The organism is Daejeonella sp. (assembly GCF_046590655.1).
In the GTDB taxonomy this organism is placed as follows: Bacteria; Bacteroidota; Bacteroidia; order Sphingobacteriales; family Sphingobacteriaceae; genus Daejeonella.
Genome location: NZ_JBKJUM010000149.1, coordinates 1 through 22,628 on the forward strand (window position 1 = coordinate 1; position 22,628 = coordinate 22,628).

A 22,628-nucleotide genomic window follows, 5' to 3' on the forward strand; every position below is an offset into this window, starting at 1 on the left:
CCTATCATAAAGAATTGCAAAAGTGTTATATGGAGATTTTTGAGGAGATCGAGAAAGTAGTTGAAAGGTGAAAGGGGAAAGGTGAATTTCGTTTTTAATCTATTCTGTTAACGACTAACAAACTTAGGTTTTCACTTTTCATCTTTCACTTTTCACCTTTTAAATATACCTTCGCAAATGTCACCTACTGAAATCAAAGAAAGTATAGATATCCTTGTTAAAGAGCTTAACGGGCATAATTACAATTATTATGTTCTGGCTCAGCCAACAATTTCGGATTTTGAATTCGATAAAAAGCTTGAAGAACTGGCGGCCCTGGAAAAGCAATATCCGGAGTTTCAGGATGGGGATTCACCCACGCAAAGGGTTGGTGGCGACATCACAAAGGAGTTCCAGTCTGTCAATCACAAGTGGCCCATGCTATCTTTGGGCAACACGTACAATGAGCAAGATCTTAAAGAATTCGACGAACGTGTTCGAAAGGCGATTGGCGACAACTTCGAGTATGTATGCGAGCTGAAATTTGATGGTTTATCCTTAAGCCTGACCTACGAAAATGGCAAATTACTTAGAGCCGTTACACGGGGCGATGGCACAAAAGGTGATGATGTTACCACAAATGCAAAAACTATTCAAACTATCCCAAAAACCGTTAAAGGCAATGGATATCCTGAAATGTTTGAGATCCGGGGGGAGGTATTTATGCATAAGCCAGCTTTTGAGCGTCTCAATACGGAAAGAATAGAAAATAACGAAGTCCCCTACGCTAATCCCAGGAACTTCGCTTCAGGCACGCTAAAAATGCAGGACTCAGGCGAGGTTGCCAAACGACCATTAGATTGTTTTCTATACTTTTTATACACAGATAAACGACTTTACAGTACTCATTGGGAAAGTTTGCAAGTAGTAAAAAATTGGGGATTTCACATTTGCGAGCATAATAAACTTTGTAAAAATATATTCGAAGTGCTGGATTTCGTTCACCTTTGGGAAGAAAAACGGTTCGGATTGAGCTATGATATTGACGGCATTGTAATAAAAGTCAATAATTATAGTCAGCAGCAGGAGCTTGGCTTCACTGCTAAATCGCCACGCTGGGCTATTTCATATAAATATAAGGCGCAGGAAGTTGAAACAGTTCTGGAGAAGGTTACTTACCAGGTTGGACGCACGGGAGCGGTTACCCCTGTTGCGAATCTCAAGCCAGTTTTGCTAGCGGGTACAACGGTTAAGCGGGCTACCCTCCATAACGCAAATGAGATAATCCGTTTGGATCTTCATGAAGGCGATACTGTTTTAGTCGAAAAAGGAGGCGAAATCATTCCTAAAATAATTGCCGTAAATACTATAAAACGAAGATCAGGTGCCGCGCCTGTAACCTACCCAAAAATATGTCCGGAATGCGGAAGTAATCTGATTCGAAAGGAGGGCGAAGCAGTCCATTATTGCCCGAACGATGAAGCCTGCCCCCCACAGATCGTCGGTAAGATGCAACATTTCATCAGCCGTAAGGCGATGAATATTGAGGGTTTAGGCCAGGAAACTATTGAAGCATTCTTTAGAAAAGGTTTATTACAGCACATAAGCGACCTTTATACACTTTATGAAAAGGAAGACCAGCTAAAACAACTTGACCGTTTTGGTGAAAAGTCCATTACAAATATGCTTGAGGGCATTGAGAAGTCAAAGCAAATGCCTTTTGAGAAGATATTATTTGGCCTTGGGATCCGGTATGTTGGTGAAACCGTTGCAAAAAAGCTTTCTGCGCATTTCAAAAATATTGACAGCCTGATGAACGCAAGCATATCTGAATTAACATCAGCTGAAGAAATCGGGGAACGCATCGCTGAAAGCTTGATTGAATACTTTGCTGAACCTCGTCATACCCAGCAGATTGAAGAACTACGAAGAAACGGACTACAATTCGAGACGTCGGAGATTGTGGTGAAACTGCAGAGCACTAAATTCGAAGGGATGACTTTTATAATTTCCGGCGTTTTCGAAAACTACAGCCGTGATGAATTAAAAGATTTAATCGAAGCAAACGGAGGTAAGATTCTAAGCAGTATATCAGCCAAATTAAATTACATAGTAGCTGGTGATAATATGGGACCTGCTAAGCTTGAAAAAGCCGTGAAATTACAAATACCCCTTATCTCAGATGTAGAATTAATTGAAATGCTGAAATAATAAGTAAAAAAAGTACAATATTTCACTATTCGTTTTAAAATTGGGGCTTATCGCCTTAAATTCGCAAATAAAGGTCGAATAAAACATATCAGGATGAACAAATTTCACGGAACGGGAGTAGCAATGGTTACTCCGTTTAAAACAGATGGCTCTATTGATCATTCCGGTCTTAAAAACATCATTGACTATATAATTTCCGGCGGTGTTGAATATATCGTATCACTTGGGACAACCGGCGAAGTGGCAACACTTAGTAGCGAAGAGAAGAAAGAGGTATGGGAAGCAACAACAGAGCATACCGCCGGTCGTGTGCCCTTGGTAGCTGGCATTGGAGGCAACAATACAGCAGAAGTTGTGCGCGACCTCAAGAATTTTGACATTAAAGGGTATGATGCCGTTCTATCGGTTTCTCCTTATTACAGCAAACCAACACAGGAAGGCATTTATCAGCATTATAAAGCAATTTCAGAAACTTCAAACCTGCCTGTTTTATTGTATAATGTTCCTGGCCGTACAAGCATGAATATAACTGCAGATACAACACTTCGCCTGGCACATGATTTCAAAAATATAATCGGCACGAAAGAAGCTTCAGGAAGTTTTGATCAACTCAATACGATCATTCGAGACAAACCTGAAGATTTTCTAGTTATTTCAGGCGATGATTCAATTGCATTACCATTAATATCGGCTGGTGCTGTGGGGGTAATATCTGTTGTCGGAAATGCCCTGCCGGGAATACTATCGACCATGGTTAGAATGTGTTTGGACGGCAAGTTTATTGAAGCTCAACCACTTCATTACAGTCTCATTGAAATCACAAACTTATGCTTCGCAGAAGGGAATCCGGCTGGTGTAAAGTCAGCGCTGAAGATACTGGGGATCTGTGAGGATTCAGTTCGTTTGCCGCTTGTAAATTTAAGCTCTGAAAGCACATTGCTGATCCGAAAAGAGCTTATGAAGCTGAATGTGATATAATAAAAGAGCCTGTCCACGACATGTCGGGACAGGCTCCAAATTTCTTTTGCAAAATATTATTTCTTCGCTTCTTTGTTTTTAGTCTCCTGAACTTCAAGACGGATAGCTTGAGCAAGGTTTTTAAGATCCTGCATACCTTTTCTTACCCGCGTTCCTGCAGCGCTATTTGCCTTGTTGTAGAATTTGTCCGCATCTGCTTCCAGTGATTCGAATAAATTTTTTGCTTCTTGGAATTTTTTCATGTTTGTACTCCTTTAGTTTTGAGGTTAGTATGATTACTATGAGCTAATGTATAATGTTTTTTCTTAAAAAAGTATATTTGAAAAAAATAAAATCATGCGTTTCTAGCGTTTTTTTCCACATTTCGTGACGTTATCCACAATAAATGCCGATTTTAAATCCGTAAAAGGTTTTAAATCAGTAATTTACGAATTGATATAAAACAAAAAGTGCCCTTAATTAGCAATTAAAGGCACTTTAAATCATAAAGATTATTTAGGCGTTTGCAAAATTCTTCTCCTTATAATGCCCTTTTTTGAGCTTTACAGCAAGTTCACTATATGCATCGAGAGTACGATTTACATCTTCCAGGGTATGCAAAGCTGTAGGGATCAGTCGCAGCATGATCAATCCTTTTGGGATCACAGGGTAGACAACAATCGAACAGAATATGCCGTAATTTTCTCTCAGGTCCATTGTAATGGCCGTAGCTTCGGGCAATTCACCTTCAAGAAAAACAGGTGTAACCATGGTATCGGTCACGCCAATGTTAAAGCCTCTCTCCTTTAATCCTTTTTGAAGTGTAGTGGCCACTTCCCACAGCTTTTCCCTTAACTCTGGCTTGCTTTTTAAAAGTTCCAGGCGCTTGCGCAGACCCACTACCATTGGCATTGGAAGTGATTTAGCAAATGTTTGTGAACGCATATTATAACGAAGGAAATTGGTTATTTCCTCGGTAGCGGCTATAAAAGCACCGATTCCTGCCATTGATTTGGCAAAAGTTCCAAAATAAATATCAATACCCTCTATACATCCCTGGGCTTCGTGAGTTCCTGCACCGGTTGCACCCATAGTACCAAAACCGTGTGCGTCATCTATTAAAATTCGGAAATTGAATTTTTTCTTCAATTCAACCACATCTTTCAGCTTACCCTGAGCACCCGACATACCAAATACTCCTTCAGTTATTACAAGAATTGCACCTCCGGTATTTTCAACCCATCTGGCAGCACGTTCAAGTTGCTTTTCAAGGCTTTCCATATCATTGTGAGAGTAAACAAAGCGTTTTCCCTGGTGCAATCGCACGCCATCAATGATACAAGCATGAGATTCGGCATCGTATACAATCACATCATGTCGGTCAACTAAAGCATCGATCGCAGACATGATGCCTTGATAGCCGTAATTAAGAAGGAAAGAATCTTCTTTACCGACAAAATCAGCTAATTCCTTTTCTAAGGCTTCGTGATTGCTGGAGTTACCTGACATCATACGGGCTCCCATAGGATAAGCCAAACCGTATTCGGCAGCTCCTTCAGCGTCAGCTTTTCTTACTTCAGGATGATTTGCAAGTCCGAGATAATTATTCAGGCTCCAAACCAAATGCTCTTTCCCCCTGAACTTCATGTGGGGAGCAATCTCACCTTCCAATTTTGGAAATGAAAAATAACCGTGCGCCATCTTCTGGTGCTGGCCCAGAGGACCCATATTTTTCGAAATTTTATCAAATAAATCCAAACCTTCTAATATTAAATGTTAACGTATCTCTCTTGCAAAGTTAAGATTTACCTGCCTGATTATCAAATTGCTTTGCTTAACTACTATCGCAATGACTAAACTTATAGTTAGACCTATTCTTTCTGCGAAAAACCTGCCGAAGAAGTGTCGTTGCGAGGAAGGTTCGACTGAAGCAATTAATCTACATTATCATGCAAAAAAGAATTATTTGGGCGAATTTCAGTTACTCCATCTTCTGTACTCAAAGTGAAGCGCGATACCTGCGATTCTGACGAATGAGGCACATCTTGCAACGACATTTGCTTACGTTTGTAGGCCGGTTCATTTTCAAGCTCCTGTAGCCCGTTACTCGTACGCAGTTTCATACTCAAATCCTTCAAACGAAGAATACGTTCCTTGGATTTCCGAAGTTGTTCTTCAATAGATTCGTCAGTTTTATTTTCATCAGGGTTTGTTACTTGCACCTCATCTTCCAACACTTCCGCAACGGGTAATTCTTCTTCCTTTGCAGTCTCAGCTTTATATTCCAATTCCTTCGTGTTTATCTCGAATTCAAATGAAGGTTCAATTATTATGCTCTCAGCAGGGATCTCCTCATTTAGCGTATGCCGAACGTAATCTGCTTCCTTAGCTTTCTCTTCTTCAAATTTCGGAGCACTTTGGAAATAACCTGCAAATAAATCTACCTGGCTTTCTTCCTTTTTGAGGACCGGTTCAAATACCTCCTCGACCTTTGGAGAGATAAAAGTATTTTCATGTACTGGTCTTACAAGCGGTGCCTGTTCAGGAGTGAGCAGTGAAACTTTCCGTACCTGGCTTTTCTCAACTTCGCGTTCCTCTTTTGTCTGGAATCCTGTGGCTATAATGGTAACCGATATCTTTTCACCAAGGCCTTCATCAGAACAATTACCCCAAATCAAGTCTGCGGCAAGTCCTGCTTCCTGCTGTATGTAGTCTGTTATTATGCTGACTTCATCCATAGTTACTTCTTTATCGCCAGAACTGATGTTCAATAGAATATAACGGGCTCCTTCAATTTCATTGTCTTTTAACAAAGGTGACGCCAGAGCGCCTTCAACTGCTCTAAGTGCCCTATTCTCGCCTTCGGCAGCATAACTTCCCATGATAGCAACGCCGCTTTCTTTCATAACAGTGCGCACATCTTTAAAGTCAACGTTTATGTAACCCGGAATCGTGATGATTTCAGCGATGCCTTTTGCTGCTGTGGTAAGGATATTATCAGCTTGAGCGAATGCAGATCCAAGAGTGAGGTTTCCAAAAATCTCGCGAAGGCGATCGTTTGATATAACCAGATACGAATCAACATATTTCTTGAACTCATCTAACCCTTCTTCTGCCTGTATCTTTCTGCGTTTACCTTCAAATGAAAACGGTGTTGTGATAATACCCACAGTTAGAATATCCATTTCCTTTGCCGCTTTGGCGATAATAGGACTTGCCCCTGTTCCAGTACCTCCACCCATTCCAGCAGTGATAAAAAGCATCTTGGTGTTGCTCCCAAGCATACGCTTGATATCATCTATATTCTCGATTGCTGAATTCTTTCCAACTTCAGGGATTGAACCTGCGCCCATACCTTCAGTCAGGCTCGCACCAAGCTGAACTTTATTCGGTATCGGACTCAGTTCCAGAGCTTGTGCATCCGTATTACAAATGATGAAATCCACGCCAGTAATTCCCTGACGATACATATGGTTTACAGCGTTTCCGCCGCCGCCGCCAACACCGATTACTTTAATGATCGATGATTTTTCTTTTAACATTTCAAACTGCATATCTCTTATCAGTTAGGTAAATCTTTACTTTTGACAGTTTCTGCCGCAATATTAGCTATTAATCAACATAGGTTTTCCACAATGCTTATATATGTGGGTAACTCACCGATTTGTGGATAATTACCGGATATAATCTTCATCCTTGATATCATCTTTGATGAATTTCGCCCCGGATTGTAATATTTTTTCGAAAAGTCCGAGGCTCCTTTTGGACTTCTCTGCAACCTGAATCTTCTCTTCAGGAAAGCCCGTACGTCTGTTAGACTCTTCCAGTTGTTCGGCTTTCTGAATGCCCTTTATAAGGAGTCCGATACCCGTTGCAAACATTGGACTTTTCAGCTCATCATAGGTTTGTTTGGGAAGCACATCATTTTTTGCAAGGTGTTCATTTGGGTAGCCAACTCGGCTATCCAGTCCAGTCACGTATTCAACAAGCTGGGGCAAGTGCTTTAATTGTGCGCCACCTCCGGTGATGACTATCCCTGCTATGAGTTTTTTCTCATATCCTGAGGACTTGATCTCATAATAAACATGTTCGATAATTTCTTCCATCCTTGCCTGTATCACAAATGCAAGATTTTTAACGGAGATTTCTTTTGGCTCTCTGCCACGAAGCCCCGGAACACAGATGATCTCGTTTTCTTTGTTTTCTTCTGCCAGCGCAGATCCAAAACGGGTTTTCAGTAACTCAGCCTGGTTTCGCATAACTGAACAACCCTCCCGAATATCTTCCGTAACACTGTTACCTCCAAAAGGAATAACTGCTGTATGGCGTATAATTCCCTCGTGGAAAATTGCCAGATCTGTAGTTCCGCCACCTATATCAACCAAGACAACCCCTGCTTCTTTCTCTTCGTCGCTCAGCACCGACTCAGAAGACGCAAGAGGCTCGAGAATCAATTCCTGAGTCTCCAGACTTGCGTTGCCTACACATTTAATGATGTTCTTAACTGCACTAACATGCCCCGAAATAATATGGAAATTGGCTTCCAGTCGCACACCTGCCATTCCAATAGGATCTTTAATACCTGGTTCATTGTCAACCGTAAATTCCTGTGGAAGAACATGAATAATTTCTTCTCCCGGAGGCATCACCAGTTTGTACATATCTTCGATAAGCTTGTCGATATCTTTTCTCTGAATCTCGGTATTAAGGTCTTTTCTTGTGAGAATTCCCCGATGCTGTAGGCTTTTGATATGTTGGCCCGCAATTCCAACATTAACGATTTTGACATCTACGTTGGACTGCGCACTTGCCTCTTCAACTGCAAGCATTATTCCCTGCACTGTTTTTTGAATATTGGATACCACACCACGGGTAACTCCCGCAGATTCGGCTTTTCCCATACCTAGAATTTCGATTTTACCGTGTTCGCTCCTGCGACCAACGGTAACACAAATCTTAGTGGTGCCTATATCAAGACCGACAACTATTGGTGAATTTTTGGCTGAAGCTGAGTTACTTTTGTCCATACTATATGCGTTAATTTAATGTTGAATCTTTTTTTGTTAACAGAGTGCTATCAGCTGCCTGCTTGATTTGCGCAAGGGCAACTGCCGCACTGTCGATAATATTCTTTTCACCGATAATCTGATTTGCATATTTCAGGTTTATCGTTTTATATGCATCCCATCCTACCTTTGGTATCGCTTTTTTATAAAACACAAGAAGATTCCGGAATTTTGTCTCTAAAGAATCAGCGGTCCCTAAAATTATTTTATGATCTCCTACACGCGGAACTATTTCGATGTCTCCTTTAAGGCTGACAAAGAGCTGCTCTACCTGATCGTTCCAAAGGGTGTCCCGCCTGATAAACTGAGCTGTTCTGAATAAATCACGCGCCAATTGTGATGAAAGAGTGTCAACCTTCCCCGAAAAATCTTCATCTATTAATCCATTAGCCACCAACACATGAGCAGTATAATTATCTGACATCGGAATTTTGAAACCATTTTCATCAATATAGAAATTGACGTTAGCCATATTAATTATCCTTATCAAGGGCTTACGCTGACGAATATCTACATGGATAATGCCGTTCATATCCGCATATACTTTAGCATATTCGATAAATGGGTTAGCTTTAAGTACGTTCTCGAGTTTGTGTATATTAATCTCATCGAGATTTCTGCCGACAAGGCTTCCATTGTTCTCGAGCAAGATACGGTCGACCTCGTCACGTTCAATAAAATTATTATTCCCCGGAAGCAACACTTTCATGTCAGTACATTTCTGCGCATTCTTCTTAATACTAATGAAACTCATCAGCACAACCAGTCCACTCACACACACAATCCAGGTGAGACAGTAGAAAATCAACTTCCAGTTAATCTTTTTAAGCATTATCTAAAACCTTTTTTAGCGGTTCAATTAGTGTGTCTATATCGCCTGCTCCAACAGTCAATAGAAGTTCAGGCTTTTGTTCCTTCACGTATTCTATCACATCGCGTTTGCTTAAGATGCGCTTTTTTGAGAGTTCTATTTTTTCCAGAATCATTTCAGAATTCACTCCGGAAATAGGCAATTCTCTGGCTGGGTAGATATCAAGCATAATCAACTCATCGGTCATAGCCAGAACTTCTGCAAATCCGTCGGCAAAATCTCTCGTCCTGGTAAATAAATGCGGTTGGAAGATAGTTGTCAGCTTCTTATCAGGATATAGGGTTTTGACGGCCTGGATGCAAGCACGAAGTTCTTCGGGATGATGAGCGTAATCATCTATATAAACATGGCCTTCGCTTTTAACAATATATTCGAAACGACGTTTTACACCTTTAAAATTACTTAAAGCGGTACGAATCTTATCGGGGAGGATTCCCAGCTGTAATGCAACTTGTATTGCTGCCACTGCATTTTCAATATTGTGTAGCCCAGGTAAGCTCATCTTAATGTTTTCAATGATTAGCTCCCCATTTTTAAAATCGAAATAAAAACTACCGTCCTCAACCCGGACATTAACAGCCTGAACATCTGCAATTCCGTTTGCTGCATAGGTTTTGCCGTTGTTAAGGTCGAGGCCATTTCGATATAGCAGCGTTCCTCCCGGTTTTAACTGTAAGGTAAATAGTTTGAATGACTCAACTAAATGGCTTTTATCACCATAAATATCGAGATGGTCAGCGTCCATAGAAGTAACTATGGCAATATCGGGATGCAATGTAAGGAACGACCGATCGAATTCATCAGCTTCCACAACCATTGTGTTATTGTCTCCGAACAATACATTGCTGTTGTAATTACTAGCGATGCCTCCAAGAAATGCTGAACAATCGTAACCACTATCTTTCAATACATGAGCGATCATACTTGAAGTGGTGGTTTTACCATGGGTTCCGGCTACTGCTATGGTGAACATACCCTTGCTTAATATACCAAGCACCTCAGCCCGTTTCTTAAACACGAATCCGCCGGATTTAAAGTGTTTCAGCAGAGGAGAGTCTACAGGTATAGCTGGTGTGTAAATAATTAAAGTATGAGGATCCCTCTCCAGGAAATTCATCGGGATATTATCTACTTCGTCGTGAAAAACGACCGGAATTCCTTCGTTCATCAAGGCGGATGTTAAAGGGGTACATGTTTTATCATAACCACAAACGACACAGCCACGCTTTTTAAAATACCTGGCAAGACCGCTCATCCCTATTCCGCCAATTCCTATCAAATAAACCCTCTTAATATTCTCTAAGTCCATAATCTGGTGACTTACTCTAGTTAGCAATTCTTAAAACTTCCCTGGCAATTACTATATCTGCATGTGGCAATGCCATTTTGCCTATATTCCGTGATAATGTTTCGCACTTCGCAACATCTTTTAGCAACTGCAAGGCGGCGTCCACCAAACCCTGTTCAGCTTCAGCATCTCTGATTAATATTGCAGCATCATTCTTTACTAATGCCATTGCATTTTTGGTCTGGTGATCTTCCGCAACATTCGGGGAAGGCACAAGTATTACCGGCTTTTTTACTACATATAGTTCAGCTATTGTGCCCGCCCCTGCACGTGAAATGATCACATCTGCGGCAGCATAAGCCAGGTCCATTTTCTGGAGAAATTCAAGAACCTTGACATTTTCATGCCCCCCCCCTACTAATTGTTCCTGAATCGATTCATAATAATTCTTTCCTGTTTGCCAGATCAGCTGTACGTCATGCTCAATAAACTTGTTAAGCCCGGCAAGCATACTTTTATTGAGAGTTCCAGCACCGAGGCTCCCTCCAGTTACTAAAATGGTTTTCTTTAGAGGAGATAGACCAAAAAATTCGAACGCAGCTTCCCGCTTGCCGTTGGTGTCGACCGTCTCCGTACGGATAGGATTTCCTGTAAGCATAATCTTTTCCGCCGGAAAGAACTTGTCCATCCCTTCAAAAGCGACACATATTATTTTGGCTCTCTTTCCAAGATTCTTGTTTGTGATACCGGCATAAGAATTTTGCTCCTGAATCAGATAAGGTATCTTCATTAAGGATGCAGCATACAAAAGAGGGCCGGATGCATAGCCTCCAACACCTACCGCTACATCAGGTTTAAATTCTTTTATTATACTTCTTGATTTGATCAAACTTATTAATAATTTATAGGGCAGCTGAAGGTTTTTTAGTAAAGATTTCCTTTGAAAACCCTGGATATCTAATCCTATTATTTTATAGCCAGCTGCCGGAACCCTTTCCATTTCCATCCGGCCATTTGCCCCTACGAACAAAATCTCAGTTTCGGGTGCAATTTTTTTAAGCGCATTAGCGATTGCCACAGCTGGGAAGATATGTCCCCCTGTACCCCCACCACTTATGATCACCCGTTTTGACATATTTTATCCCATTGCCGGAATCTCACCGATCACTATTTTTTCATTGCTTTTCCCTTTCTTCTCCTCAATATCCCTGCTCACACTAAGTATGATTCCAAAAGCCACACTTGTAAAAAGGATGGATGTACCGCCCATGCTTACTAACGGTAAAGGAACCCCTGTTACCGGCCCGAGGCCTACGGCAACGGCCATATTCGCAAAAGCCTGTATTGTTAAGCTGAAACTTAATCCTGCCGCCAGCAGGGCGCCAAAAGCTTTGGGACTATGTGTTACTATAAGCACACATCGATATAGGAAGACGAGGTATAATAAAACCAAACCGACTCCTCCAACCAGTCCGTACTCTTCTATTATTAGTGCAAAAACAAAATCCGAATACGGGTGGGGCAGAAAATTTCTCTGCGTGCTGTTCCCGGGACCTTTGCCAAAAATTCCGCCTGTAGCAATTGCAATTTTCGATTGATTCGCCTGGAAAGACTTATCCGGATCAACCTTTTCAGGATGCAGATATGTTTCAATCCTCGACATATAGGTCGTGCGCCTCGGTCCCAATAACATCACTCCACTCAATAATACTAACCCGGCAAGACTTACTAAGGTGATTTGCTTGATGCTAATCCTGCCCATAATTAGAAGCAGAATACTAACCCCAAAGAGCATTAAAGCCGTTGAAAGGTTGGCCAAGGCAATTAATACGAAAACTCCGCAAACCGAACCCATAATGGGAATAAAGGCCTTTTTTACATCCTTAATATTTTCCTGCTTTTTACTCAGGCTTCTTGCAAGGAATGTTATCAATGCCAGCTTGGCCATATCAGACGTTTGAAAAGTCTGGTTAATTATCGGAATGGTAACCCAGCGACTCGCCTCATTGAAATTCGATCCGAATAATAACGTATATAATAGTAAGGGAATAGTAATGATCATAAGAATTTTTGAAATCCCCGCATAATGACGATAATCCAGTAAATGCGAAAAATACATCAAAGCAATTCCTCCTATGATCATTACAAGGTGTTTGATCAGGAATTGCTCACTTCCTACACCTTTCTTATAGGCTAGCGTGCCGGTCGCACTATAGACTGCCAACAGAGACCATACCGAAAGCAGGATCACGATAAGCCAGATCCAGCGGTCACCTTTAGTTTTGTTTATGAGTCTTTCCATTTTATTCAGTTGCCAGTTGCCAGCTACCAGTTGCCAGACTAACGGGCAACTGGTAGCTGGTAACTGTTTAGAGTTCCATTACCGCTTTCTTAAACTGATTACCCCTATCCTCATAGTTTTTAAATAAGTCGAAACTTGCGCAAGCCGGCGATAGTAGTACAGTATCACCTTTTTTTGCCATATGATATGCTATTTGCACAGCCTCATTAGCAGAAAAAGTATTTACAATTACCTCAACATCATCCTCGAAAGCTTCATGAATGCGTTTGTTGTCTTTACCGAGACAAACTATTCCCTTAACCTTATTTCTTACAAGATCCTTCAGCATATTATAATCGTTTCCTTTATCCACACCACCCAGAATAAGTACGACCTGAGCCGGCATACTTTCCAGCGCATACCATGTTGAATTCACATTAGTAGCTTTAGAATCATTTATAAAATCAATACCCGAGATTTTAGCAACATGTTCAAGTCTGTGTTCAATGTTGCTGAAACTACCCATGCTGTTTCGAATGGATTCGTTTCTTAGTTCAAGCACTTTGGCAACTATGCCAGATGCCATAGAGTTGTAAATATTGTGCTTGCCCTGCAAGGCTAGTTCAGTAATTGACATAATAAGTGGTTCTTGTGTTTTTTGGTTAAGGTTAATGGTTATTTTCTGACCTTCGAGCCAGGCACCTTCATTAAGATTTGTTTCTATAGAAAATGGGAAAACTTGTGAGGTAATTCTGCGCTTCAATAAGCCGGATTGGATTTCTTTATCATCAGAGCAATAAATAAATACATCTTTTTTGCCCTGGTTTTGAATAATCCGAAACTTGGAATCAGCATAATTCTCCATTTTGTAATCATACCGGTCGAGATGATCAGGAGTTATATTTAGCAAAACTGCAATATCCGCTTTAAAAGTGTACATGTTATCCAGCATAAAACTGCTAATTTCAAGTACATAGTAATCGTATGTGTCAAACGCTACTTGCTTGGCAAAGCTCTTCCCAATATTCCCCCCCAGACCCACATTTATTCCTGCATCTTTAAGAATATGATAAATTAACATTGTCGTTGTCGACTTCCCGTTTGAACCGGTTATGCAAATCATCTTTGCATCCGTATAACGGCCTGCAAATTCAATCTCAGATAAAATCGGGATTTGCTTTTCGAGAAGCTTCTTTATAATAGGGGCTTTATCCGAAATTCCAGGGCTTTTTACAACCTCGGTCGCAGACAGGATTTTTTCTTCCGTATGTCCGTTTTGTTCAAAATCAATTTTAGCATCCACAAGCTCTACGCCGTACTTTTCGGCGATAGATCCCATATCAGAAACAAAAACCTGGTATCCCTGCTTTTGTGCAAGCAAAGCTGCGCCTACCCCGCTCTCGCCAGCCCCCAGAATAACGATATATTTTCTATCTTGCATTAACGGAGTTTTAGGGTTACGATAGTTAAAATGGCGAGGATAATTCCAACAATCCAGAATCTCGTTACGATCTTAGACTCATGGTATCCTTTTTTCTGGTAATGATGGTGCAGTGGTGACATGAGGAAAACCCGCCGGCCTTCGCCAAATCTCCTTTTAGTGTACTTGAAGTAAGTGACCTGAATCATCACCGAGAGATTTTCGACAAGGAAAACACCGCATAAGGCTGGTATTAAAAGCTCCTTACGAATCATAATTGCGAATGCCGCGATAATTCCTCCGATAGCTAAACTGCCTGTATCGCCCATAAAAACCTGTGCCGGATATGAATTGTACCAGAGGAAACCGACACATGCGCCCACAAAGGCGCCGGCGAATATTACAAGTTCACCGGAATTCGGGATGTACATAATATTCAGATACTCGGCGAAAATCGTATTACCCGAAACATAGGCCAGAATAGCCAGAGTGATGCCGACAATGGCTGACGTCCCCGTAGCAAGACCGTCAATTCCATCGGTTAAATTAGCACCGTTTGAAACCGCCGTTACAATGATTATAACTACGAGCAGAAAAACCAATAATGAATAATTTTTCAGGTCTTCGTTGAAAAACGTTAAAACTTTCGCGTAATCAAATTCATTATCCTTATAAAATGGAAAGTTTGTCTGGGTTGACTTAACATCCTGGGTGTAATATAATTCATTACCTTTTTTGCGCACCTCTACATGGGCATCTAAAACTGTCGGAAAAGGAACCTGCTCGCGGACAACTATATCCGGATGAAAATACATTGTCCAGCCAATAATCAGTGCAAGCCCGACCTGCCCCATGATTTTGAATCTTCCAGCCAGACCCTCTTTATCCTTCTTAAAAACTTTGATATAATCATCCACAAAACCTATCGTACCCATCCAAACTGTTGTAACCAGCATGAGCATAATGTAGATATTGTCGAGCCGGGCAAATAGTAAAGTTGGCAGAAGGATACCTAGCAGGATGATCAAACCTCCCATAGTAGGCGTTCCCTGCTTCTGCATCTGGCCTTCTAACCCAAGGTTCCGTACTGGTTCTCCCACTTGTTTGGCGCTCAAAATCCTGATCAGACGACTTCCATAAACAGTGGTTAAAAACAATGACAGAATAACGGCCATGCCTGTACGAAAAGAGATATATTGAAACACTCCTGCTCCCGGAATATTATACCGCTGATCGAGCCATGTAAATAGGTAATATAACATCAGCTCATCAGGTTTAAAAGTTCGTTTAAAATCTGCTTATCGTCAAACGGGTGCTTTACGCCAGCAGTTTCCTGATATTTTTCATGCCCTTTTCCGGCAACAAGAATTATGTCGCCTGGCCGCGCCAGGTGGCACGCTGTTCTTATAGCTTCTTTCCTGTCAACAATGGAAATGGCCTTTTTCTTATTCTGCGGCATGACACCGGCTTCCATGTCATGAATAATCTCTTCGGGAGACTCGCTTCTGGGATTATCCGAAGTCAAAATGACTTTATTACTCCAATCGCAGGCCACCTGTGCCATAACCGGACGCTTACTTTTATCCCTGTCGCCACCGCAGCCAATAACTGTGATTACCTGTTCGGTTCCTGTGCGTATGTCCTGAATGGTCTGAAGCACATTTTGAACAGCATCTGGGGTATGAGCATAATCAACGATACCGATGATGCCGGAAGGCGAAACTGTGTAATCAAACCTTCCTTCTGCACCGCTTAAGCGGCTTAAAGAAATAAGCACACGAGCGTGATCCTGCTCAAGTAACATGGCGGTGGAATATACCGCAAGTAAGTTGTATGCATTAAAACTTCCCACCATCTTAAACCAAACTTCCTCACCGTCGATGTTTAGAAGCAGGCCGCTAAAATGGTTCTCTATAATCTTAGCTTTAAAATCAGCTATGTTTTTTAACCCATATGTCTTTTTGTGTGCACGGCTGTTTTGCAGCATAATAATACCATTCTTGTCGTCAATATTGGTAAGCGCAAAAGAGCTGCTTTCAAGTCCATCGAAAAACCCTCTCTTCGCATTCAGATAAGCATCAAATGTCAAATGAAAATCTAAATGATCGTGAGTAAGATTGGTAAAAACACCCCCGGCAAATTGTAAACCGGAAATTCTTTGCTGTGCCACTGCATGAGAACTTACTTCCATAAAACAGTAATCGCAGCCGCTATCAACCATATCATTCAGTAGGGCACTTAGTGCAATTGGATCTGGTGTAGTATGGGTCGAAGCAATAACTAAATCGTTTATCTGATTTTGTACCGTCGAAAGCAGGCCGCATTTAAAGCCCAGATCGCGGAATAACTGAAATAGCAGGGTGGCCACTGTAGTTTTCCCATTCGTACCAGTAACCCCTACAAGCTTTAATTTTGAAGATGGATGCTCAAAATAGTTTGCCGCTATAATTCCAAGCGATTTAGCGGAATCATCTACAAGGAAGTAGCTTAATCCGTTATGCAATTTACCAGGTAAAGATTCACAAACAATTGCAATTGCACCCTGACTAATTGCCGTCTCGATAAAATCATGACCATTTGACACAGTACCCGCAACTGCAATAAATAGTGACCCATGTTCAGCTTTCCTTGAATCGAAACAAATTGAAGACACTTCCAATTCGGTTGAACCAACAACCTGTTTCAAAGGAACTCCGTACAAAATATCCCTCAGCACCTTCATCAGTTTAATTCTAAAACTATAGGATAACCCTTGCCGACTCTAGTCCCTGGAATAATGGATTGCTTCATAACTTTACCGCTACCTCTAACAATAGGCCTTAATCCAGAGTTACCCAGAACGTAAAGCGCATCCTTAAGTCCCATTCCGCTTACGTCAGGAACTGAACCTTCTACTATGCTAATTTCCGCACTAACGACCCCTTTGTTTGTATCTACGGTAACATATTCAGCATTAGCTGCAAATAATGTCTTTATTCCGAATGCGTTGTATACTCTTTGTGTAGCTTTCTTCTCACCTGCTTTCGCTGATGGCATTTTGATGTTCCCGGTTAATTTCTGATCCTTCATCGCATCATACATATTAACATCACTTGCGTATACTCGGTCAGCTACTTCACGGAATACTGGTCCGCTAACCTGAGCACCATAATATCCATTCCTGGGATCATTGATTACTACAATTAAAGAATATTTTGGATTATCTGCAGGGAAGTACCCACAAAATGATGCCTGGTACTGACGCTTTGCTTTATATCCCTTATTACCGTCGGCTACCTGTGCTGTCCCAGACTTTCCAGCAACCCTATAGAACGGACTTTTTATAATTGTCTTTCCAGTTCCGTCGGTAATAACCCCTTCCAGCATAGCCTGAATCTTACCCAAAGTCTCATTAGAACAAATCTTTTCATTTATGACTCTGGCTTGAAACTGCTCTACAGTATTTCCAAGCCTCTTTATTTCCTTAACAAAAATTGGAGCTATATATTTACCGCCATTTGCTATGGCATTGTAGAATGACAACATTTTAAGCGGTGTAAGCTGCATTTCGTAACCATAAGCCATTTGGGGCAGTGTCATGTTCTTATTCCAACTTTTGTTCTTAGGATTCTTTACAACCGGCTGGGCCTCGCCAGGGATTTGCAAGCCTAACTTTTCATGGAGGCTCCATCTGTATAAATGATCAGTGAAAGCAGACTGATCAGTCTTATATGCGTTATTCACGAGCTGAGCAACTGCAGCGTTCGATGACTCTTCAAAAGCCTTTTTCACAGTTACAGTACCAATGCTCCCGTGAGAATCGGTGATGATTTTCCCCGGTATCGGATACGTTCCGGTACCTACCATGGTATTGGTATCTACTTTTTTATCTTCCAGAAGGGCCATATAGGACGCCACTTTAAAAGTCGAGCCAGGATCCTGATTTCCCGCAATTGCATAATTAAATTTTTCCCTATAAACACCTTCACTCACCTTGCTGAAATTAGCTATTGCCCTCACTTCACCAGTTGCTACTTCCATCAAAACCACTGTTCCGTGGTCGGCATTGCTCAATATTAACTGCTTTTTCAATGCCCGTTGTGCAACATCCTGCATGTTAACATCTATTGTCGATATAATGTCCGCGCCTTCCTTTGGAGCTATCTCTATATCCTGATTAACTGGCATCCAAATTCCCCCGGCAATACGCTGAACCAGTCGTTTCCCGCTTTCACCGTCGATATATGAACTATATGCTCCCTCTAAACCAACAGGTTGTACATTTTGGTTTTTATATCCAATAGTTCGGGCGGCAAGACTTTGAAAAGGCATTATTCGTTTATTTTGCTGCACAGAGATCAGACCACCCTTATATCTGCCCATATTAAACACCGGAAACTTCCGAATCGCTTTTAACTCCTGATGGGTAATATTGCGTTTTAACAGTAGATATCGGGCTTTGTCTTCTCTCGCATTCCTTAGCATTCTGGAATACTGCTTTACAGACTTGTCGCCAAAAAAGGCCGAGAGTTTAGCGGCCAGCGAATCAATTTTTTCGTAGAATACCTCATCATTCTCAATCCCGCCAGCCATCATATCCATCCGAACTTCATATTCAGGAACTGAGGTCGCGAGCAGGCTCTTTCCGTCAGCTGCATAAATATTACCTCTGGCAGCTTCGACATTAGCAAAACGGGTAGAAAGACTATCAGCCATTGATCTCCACTTGCCTCCTTCAACGTATTGAACGTGAAAAAGCTTAAACAAAACCGCTAACGCTAAAAGCACTATAAGCCCGAAGGCAATGTACACACGTAATAATATGTCGGTTCTGATGTTCACTGGTTGTTGTGGGTTGTTCGTTGTTGGTTGTTGGTTGTTAATTTTGTTAGTAAAACCGAGCGTCTTGGTTCTTGATACTTGATATTAATCAAATTCTCCTTCTGCAATGACAATCTTCTTTGGCGGTTCAACGGGCTCTATCAATCCGAGAGTATCAACCTCCCTTGCTACTTCAGTTTGCGTACTTTTCATCATAAGATCCGCTTTAAGCGTTTTATAATCCCAGCTTAGTTCTTTTACTTCTTTTCCCAACCTGTCTATATCTCTTATATTACTTTCGGCAAAATGACGGTTCCCTATATATATCATTCCCAAAAACGCAACAAATATTATAAATGGTAACATATCTGTTGCCGCTTCTTTAGAGATAACCCCGTCGGTAAATATTAACGTGAAGAAGTTGCGGGGAAGCTCAGCCTTTTCGTTAATTTCAGGTTGTACCTCCCTTTCAACTTCACCCTCAGTAGTTTCGTTTTTAAATTGATTGTTCATGCTCTAAAAGCCAAGAGGGTTAATTTTTTACGGCTATTCTAAGCTTTGCACTCCGGGCACGGTTATTTTCTTTTATTTCCTTTTCAGATGCAACTATCGCTTTTCTTATAAGGCTTTCTAAAGGCTTTATTTGATTTCCGAAAAAATCTTTTTCAACTTCCCCATGAAACTTACCTTTTGCGATGAAATTCTTGACCAACCTGTCTTCTAATGAGTGATACGACATTACCACAAGACGACCCTCGCTTTTCAAAACATCAACCGATTGTTCAAGAAATTCCTTTAAGGCTTCCAGTTCCTGGTTTACCTCAATTCTTAATGCCTGAAATACCTGGGCTAAGTATTTATTTTCTTTTCCTTTAGGGATAAGTTGTGCGATTGCATTTTTGAGATCAGCAACCGTTTGGATATTCTTATTCAAACGAAAAGTAACAAGTGTCCGGGCTAATGATTTCGCATTTTTTATTTCCCCATAAATGCCAAAAATTCTGTGCAACTGTTCTTCTGTGTAATTATTTACCACCTCCCGTGCCGTGAGCGAGCCTCCCTGATCCATCCTCATATCCAGATCCGCATCAAAACGGGTGGAGAACCCCCGTTCTGGCTGATCAAATTGGTGCGATGAAACACCTAGATCAGCCAGAATACCATCAGCAGAAATGGCGCCCTGCAAACGGCAATTATTTTTCATATAGCGGAAGTTCTGATCAATAAAGGTCAATCGATCATCTTTGGGTAAATTCTTCTGAGCGTCAGCATCCTGATCGAAAGCAAGCAGCCTTCCCTGAGGACCCAGGTGCTTTAATATTTCGCGTGAATGGCCTCCACCGCCGAAAGTAACGTCAACGTAAATACCATCAGGCTTAATGTTCAATGCTTCAATGCATTCCTGTAACATAACAGGCTGATGATAGTCAGTCATTAATCCCCCTTCCGGTATTTCCCATTACTTCTTCCGCAAGATTTGCGAAGTTTTCGGGTTCATTATCTATCTGTGAATCGTACGCATCTTTAGCCCAGACCTCGATCTTGTTAAGCTGGCACGACAATACAACCTCGGTTGTGATGCCAGCATATTCCATTAATGCTTTAGGGAAAAGTATTCGATTAGCAGAGTCAAGCGCTAATTCAGTGGCCCCCCGGGTGAAATAGCGAACGAAATCTCTCCGCTTTTTCTCGTACAAATTTAATTTGCTTAGCTCACCCGTAATCTGATCCCACTCCTTTTTAGCATAGATTACGAGATGCTTTTCAAAACCGCGATTGATCACAAGGCCCTCACGGTCAGCTTCGGGAAGCTGTTTCTTCAAGCTGGATGGTATCATCATCCTGCCTTTAGCATCAAGTTTACAATCAAATTCTCCTAAAAAATGGGACATTACAGCACTTCACTTATTTTTTCAAGAGTAAATGTAAATAACTTACCACTTTTTACCACTATCTCCCACAAAAAAAGTTTTCCACAGTTTAGATCGTATATTTTGGAATTAAAAGCGTCAAATATGGGTAACTCTGCTTTTGTACGAATGAATGTTATTTAGTTTCATTCTTGTAATTTATTTGTAAAATCATCCGTTTTTTTTCAGTAAACTGGAATTTCGAAGAAACTATTGCAAGTTTAGATCGCAAAAGAGTAAGTTGCAATTTGAATTTTACATCAGGCGAAGGCTTTCTCTGATTCTGGTTCATATTAAAAACTTAAACATTATCACTGCCGTGTATGAAGCTTAATAGCCATATACATAAAAAAACTAAAATATTATTATAACATAGCAGCATGTATACTGAACTTCCAATTCCCGACAATGAGCTTGACAGAGTAATGGGTTTGTCTGATTACAATATCGATTTTACAAGTACGGAGAATAATTTTAAAGATCTTGCGAAACTTGCTGCTAGCGTTGCCGGTACTGAGATTTCCCTTGTTAATTTAATTGATTCGTATACACAATGGACCATTTCAAGCCACGGGCTTAATATTGATCAAATGCCCCGGGAGGAATCAGTTTGCCAATATACCATTGTTGAAGATGAACACTTTGAAGTCACAGACCTATCGGAAGATGTCAGATTTAAGGATAGATTTTACGTTACCAATGATCCTAAAGTTCGATATTATTATGGCATACCGTTAAAGTCAAATGGCCTTAATATAGGCGCTTTGTGCCTGCTTGATAGAAACATAAAAAGCCTTGCTCCGGAAAAGACCGAACTTTTGAAAATTATTGCTGAAGAAATTGTAAACCGATTGAATGCTTATAAAATTATCGATTCCTTGCGAAACAAAGTTACAGAAGTTACTTCCACACAAAATAAGGTTGTACATGACATTCGAGGTCCTCTGGCAGGGATTATAGGATTGGCACAAATTGTCAGTGAACAGGGTAAAGAAAACAACATGGATGAGGTGTTGGAGTTCATCAATATGATCTACAAGAGCGGTAATTCTATACTTGAACTAGCTGATGAAATCCTAACTTCCGAAAATAAAGCTGTTACCTTACAAGGTGGTGAACTTAACCTTAAGACATTCAGAGAGAAACTCGAAAAGCTTTATATACCTCAGGCAAGATCGAAAAATATTGACTTACCCATTTCTATTAGCCCTGAAACAGATAATATCCCTTTTTCCAAAAGTAAACTATTACAAATCACCGGTAACCTAATCTCTAATGCAATAAAATTTACACCAAACGGGGGTTTTGTTAATGTAAAACTGGCTCTAATCCAGAAGGAAATTTCAAACGTTCTTAAGATTATTGTTAAAGACTCTGGAATCGGATTGAAGCAGGATCAGATTGACAGCATTTTATCGGGTGATTCTACTACAACACATGGGACAGATGGTGAGAAAGGTTATGGTTTCGGTTTAGCGCTTGTAAAGCATCTGATAGAAGGGCAAAAAGGCACCTTAAAAATCAGTTCTGATGAAAGTGGGGCGACATTTGAAGTTGAGCTTTCTCAATAAGATATCTCTATTGTTGTTGGCGGATTAAATTTTCAAGTGCCTGAAGGTGTTTTTTAAAAGCATTTCTGCTTTATCAGTGGCAGCATATTGTGTATTAGGCTTACTGAATTGAGTTCTATAATTCGTCACAACTGCAAGACGAAGCAAGCAATTCGCACTTATAAAACCAGCCACCAAGATCAGAATCGATTTGAGCTTGAGAATCAAAGATAAATCCTTCAATGAAAGAATTCAAAATTCAGGGCCATCTGGCACCATGTATTCGCATAGGGTT

18 protein-coding genes are annotated in these 22,628 nt (G+C 40.9%); 3 read left to right on the forward strand and 15 right to left on the reverse strand.

From position 1 onward, the window contains the following. Positions 1 to 177: 177 nt before the first annotated feature. Positions 178 to 2,190 carry an NAD-dependent DNA ligase LigA gene (gene ligA / locus ACLL8Z_RS13725; protein ID WP_411275357.1) on the forward strand — a complete coding sequence of 671 codons (2,013 nt, stop codon included), beginning with the start codon at positions 178 to 180 and terminating at the stop codon, positions 2,188 to 2,190. A 93-nt stretch (positions 2,191 to 2,283) separates the two neighbouring features. Continuing rightward, positions 2,284 to 3,168, forward strand: coding sequence for a 4-hydroxy-tetrahydrodipicolinate synthase (dapA, locus tag ACLL8Z_RS13730; protein WP_411275358.1), 885 nt, complete (start codon positions 2,284 to 2,286; stop codon positions 3,166 to 3,168). Between the two features lie 56 nt (positions 3,169 to 3,224). Here dapA and ACLL8Z_RS13735 read toward each other — a convergent pair whose 3' ends face one another. From ACLL8Z_RS13735 to mraZ, 15 genes are all read right to left on the reverse strand, one after another. Continuing rightward, on the reverse strand, positions 3,225 to 3,410 hold the full coding sequence (locus tag ACLL8Z_RS13735) for a histone H1 (RefSeq protein ID WP_411275359.1): 186 nt from the start codon (positions 3,408 to 3,410) through the stop codon (positions 3,225 to 3,227). Positions 3,411 to 3,663: 253 nt separating this feature from the next. Beyond that, positions 3,664 to 4,905 carry an aminotransferase class I/II-fold pyridoxal phosphate-dependent enzyme gene (locus tag ACLL8Z_RS13740; RefSeq protein ID WP_411275360.1) on the reverse strand — a complete coding sequence of 414 codons (1,242 nt, stop codon included), beginning with the start codon at positions 4,903 to 4,905 and terminating at the stop codon, positions 3,664 to 3,666. Between the two features lie 176 nt (positions 4,906 to 5,081). After that, complete coding sequence (gene ftsZ / locus ACLL8Z_RS13745; protein ID WP_411275361.1) at positions 5,082 to 6,701, reverse strand: cell division protein FtsZ; 1,620 nt, start codon at positions 6,699 to 6,701, stop codon at positions 5,082 to 5,084. A 120-nt stretch (positions 6,702 to 6,821) separates the two neighbouring features. Next, a complete protein-coding gene (gene ftsA / locus ACLL8Z_RS13750; RefSeq protein WP_411275362.1) occupies positions 6,822 to 8,174 on the reverse strand; it encodes a cell division protein FtsA in 1,353 nt (450 codons plus the stop codon). A 10-nt stretch (positions 8,175 to 8,184) separates the two neighbouring features. Beyond that, entirely contained in the window at positions 8,185 to 9,045 is an 861-nt protein-coding gene (locus ACLL8Z_RS13755) for a cell division protein FtsQ/DivIB (protein ID WP_411275363.1), read from the reverse strand. Further along, entirely contained in the window at positions 9,038 to 10,393 is a 1,356-nt protein-coding gene (murC, locus tag ACLL8Z_RS13760) for a UDP-N-acetylmuramate--L-alanine ligase (protein WP_411275364.1), read from the reverse strand. Before murC ends, ACLL8Z_RS13755 begins: the two co-directional genes overlap by 8 nt. Before the next feature lie 16 nt (positions 10,394 to 10,409). Next, positions 10,410 to 11,507 (reverse strand): undecaprenyldiphospho-muramoylpentapeptide beta-N-acetylglucosaminyltransferase, encoded by a 1,098-nt coding sequence (gene murG / locus ACLL8Z_RS13765; RefSeq protein WP_411275365.1) that lies wholly within the window; start codon positions 11,505 to 11,507, stop codon positions 10,410 to 10,412. A 3-nt stretch (positions 11,508 to 11,510) separates the two neighbouring features. After that, a complete protein-coding gene (locus tag ACLL8Z_RS13770; RefSeq protein ID WP_411275366.1) occupies positions 11,511 to 12,674 on the reverse strand; it encodes an FtsW/RodA/SpoVE family cell cycle protein in 1,164 nt (387 codons plus the stop codon). 67 nt (positions 12,675 to 12,741) lie between these two features. Next, positions 12,742 to 14,094, reverse strand: coding sequence for a UDP-N-acetylmuramoyl-L-alanine--D-glutamate ligase (murD, locus tag ACLL8Z_RS13775; RefSeq protein ID WP_411275367.1), 1,353 nt, complete (start codon positions 14,092 to 14,094; stop codon positions 12,742 to 12,744). Further along, the gene (gene mraY / locus ACLL8Z_RS13780) at positions 14,094 to 15,335 is read right to left on the reverse strand and encodes a phospho-N-acetylmuramoyl-pentapeptide-transferase (RefSeq protein WP_411275368.1); all 1,242 of its coding nucleotides are present in this window, start codon (positions 15,333 to 15,335) and stop codon (positions 14,094 to 14,096) included. The genes murD and mraY overlap by 1 nt, the downstream gene beginning before the upstream one ends. Then, positions 15,335 to 16,795, reverse strand: coding sequence for a UDP-N-acetylmuramoyl-L-alanyl-D-glutamate--2,6-diaminopimelate ligase (locus ACLL8Z_RS13785; protein WP_411275369.1), 1,461 nt, complete (start codon positions 16,793 to 16,795; stop codon positions 15,335 to 15,337). The genes mraY and ACLL8Z_RS13785 overlap by 1 nt, the downstream gene beginning before the upstream one ends. Continuing rightward, complete coding sequence (locus tag ACLL8Z_RS13790; RefSeq protein ID WP_411275370.1) at positions 16,795 to 18,894, reverse strand: penicillin-binding protein; 2,100 nt, start codon at positions 18,892 to 18,894, stop codon at positions 16,795 to 16,797. The genes ACLL8Z_RS13785 and ACLL8Z_RS13790 overlap by 1 nt, the downstream gene beginning before the upstream one ends. Positions 18,895 to 18,978: 84 nt before the next feature. Then, complete coding sequence (locus tag ACLL8Z_RS13795; protein WP_411275371.1) at positions 18,979 to 19,386, reverse strand: FtsL-like putative cell division protein; 408 nt, start codon at positions 19,384 to 19,386, stop codon at positions 18,979 to 18,981. A gap of 19 nt (positions 19,387 to 19,405) precedes the next feature. After that, a complete protein-coding gene (gene rsmH / locus ACLL8Z_RS13800) occupies positions 19,406 to 20,308 on the reverse strand; it encodes a 16S rRNA (cytosine(1402)-N(4))-methyltransferase RsmH (protein ID WP_411275372.1) in 903 nt (300 codons plus the stop codon). Continuing rightward, a complete protein-coding gene (gene mraZ / locus ACLL8Z_RS13805) occupies positions 20,301 to 20,765 on the reverse strand; it encodes a division/cell wall cluster transcriptional repressor MraZ (RefSeq protein WP_411275373.1) in 465 nt (154 codons plus the stop codon). The genes rsmH and mraZ overlap by 8 nt, the downstream gene beginning before the upstream one ends. 398 nt (positions 20,766 to 21,163) lie before the next feature. Here mraZ and ACLL8Z_RS13810 point away from each other — a divergent pair, with 398 nt between their 5' ends. Next, a complete protein-coding gene (locus ACLL8Z_RS13810; RefSeq protein WP_411275374.1) occupies positions 21,164 to 22,354 on the forward strand; it encodes a GAF domain-containing sensor histidine kinase in 1,191 nt (396 codons plus the stop codon). Positions 22,355 to 22,628: the final 274 nt, after the last annotated feature.